At 68.8% G+C, this 1,999-nt stretch carries 1 protein-coding gene; it reads right to left on the bottom strand.

Annotation, left to right across the window (positions count from 1 at the left end):
- Positions 1-329 precede the first annotated feature (329 nt).
- The gene (locus VGW35_21085; GenBank protein ID HEV8310166.1) at positions 330-1,616 is read right to left on the bottom strand and encodes an integrase; all 1,287 of its coding nucleotides are present in this window, start codon (positions 1,614-1,616) and stop codon (positions 330-332) included.
- Positions 1,617-1,999: the final 383 nt, after the last annotated feature.

Below are 1,999 nucleotides of genomic sequence, written 5' to 3'. Positions count from 1 at the left end.
CCCACGCTGCCTTCACCATCGTCGTCTTGTCGCCTTGTTCCACTGTGCGCCGCCTTGTCTCCATGTGTGATCCGGAAACGCGCGGTCCCCTGTCGTGTCCGGACGCGGTGACCGCGCCTCGCGTCCCGAGTGCCTCCCCCGAGGGTCCGCATGAGGGTCCGCCCCCGGATCACGCCGACGATACCCGATCCTGAGGCAGGGCGCCAGGGGTCGGAGGGCCCCCCTGCGAGGGCCTACGCGGGGCCTGAACGAGGGGCGGCATCGACCGACGCACCACCCCCTATCAAGCCATTTAAAAATGTTACCGAGAGGGAGAATCGTCGCGCCATCTAAGATGTTACCCGCGACACTGGCCTGGTCGGCCGGCGTAAGCGGTTGCCGAAGGTAAAATCCCTGACGTTCGGGGGCCGACCGGGCCGGCGCCTCACCGGCGTCGCGGACGGCGGGGGGGAGGCGGTGGTCACCACCGGCCTGGCGGGGGTGGCGAGCCCCACGAGGCGCTCGATCTTCCGGTCGATCGCCTGGGCCAGGGCGAAGGGATCCAGCTGATCGCGCAGGGCGACGAGTTGGGCCACGGCCGTGGGGTCGGCCTCGGCACAGGCCTGCACCCGCTCGAGCGGCGTGCGGGGCGCGTCGTAGTGCCGCCGCAGGCGCGCCCCCACGCGCTCCTTGCGCTGGAGCTTGACCGAGGGCAAGAACAGGTTCTGGAAGAGCCGAAGTTCGTGGCGGTAGAGCGCATTCAGCGCGGCCACCGCCGCCGGCGTGTCATAGCGGAGATAGCCGACGAGCTTGCGGACATGGGTCCAGTTCTTCTGCTCGATGTGGGCGTTGTCGTCCTTCTTGTAGGGCCGGCCCCGCGTGAACTGGATCGCCTGGGCCTGGCAGTAGCGATAGAGATGGTCGTTGATGAATTCCGAGCCGTTGTCGGAGTCGATGCCCCGCAGCCGGAAGGGCAGCGCCTGGCGGATCGCCTCCAAGGCTGTCTGGACGCGGGCTTCGCTGCGCCCGAGCACCGCGCAGGTCTCGACCCACGTGGTGTGGATATCGGCGACGTTGAGCGAATGGGCGAACTCGCCGTCGGCCCGATGGCCCGCATGCGCCACTAAGTCCAGCTCGGTAAAGCCCGGGACCGTGACGTCCCAGTGATCGGTCCGCAGCGCGATGTGGTGCTTGAGGAGCGTCCCGGGCTTGGTGCGGCCATAGCGGCGTCGCGTGAGGTGCCGTTTGCGCGGCGCCAGCCGGCGATCGATCTGCCGGGCGCTGATCGCCCGCAGCCGCTGACACACCGAGGCGGACAGCCGCAGTCGCCGCCGGGCCCAGGGCAGCCACAGCGGCAGCAGGGCTTTCAGCCGAACCGACCAAGGGTAGCCGGCGGCCTCCCAGATCGCCGTCAGCGCCTGGATCACCGCCGGGCTGTACCGGGCCGGCCGGCGCCGGCGTCGCGGAGGCGCCCCGCCGGGAGGCGGACCGTTGAGGAGCCGCACCGCCGACTTGCGGTGGTAGCCCGTCGTCGCACAGAACTCATCGAGGATCCGCCTCTTCGCCTCTCGAGCGGCCTGCCCATACCGCCCATGGATGGCGTGCAGGTACTCCCACTTCGCGCGGCGGCTCATCATGTAACCCTCCTCCGGCCCCCGGGCCGTCGAGGGTTACATTCCCAATGGCGCGTCGTCTCTTGCTCGGTAACATTTTAGATGGCGCGATACGCGCGCTAGCGACGGGCCTCAGGTTCGGCTATCCTGGGCGCGATGAGGGATCCGCGGCCGACGTCTGATCCGGTCATCGAGGCGTATAAGCGGGATGTTGATCGGACCCTTATTCGTGAGAATCTCAAACGCTCCGTCGAGGAGCGTCTCGAGGCCCTGATCGAGCTCCAGAGGTTCGCGGAGGAGCTGCGCCGGGCCGGTAGACGAGCCGCGGGATGACTGACTTCAAAGCTCTGCTGCGGGCCCTCGCCGAGGGCGGGGTGGAGTTCATCCTTGTCGGCGGCGTGGCGGCG

The sequence above is a fragment of the Candidatus Methylomirabilota bacterium genome, assembly GCA_036005065.1.
Lineage (GTDB): Bacteria > Methylomirabilota > Methylomirabilia > Rokubacteriales > DASRDR01 > DASYQW01.
Note: the sequence above shows the minus strand (reverse complement) of the source record. Positions and strands in the feature narration are given on the sequence as shown.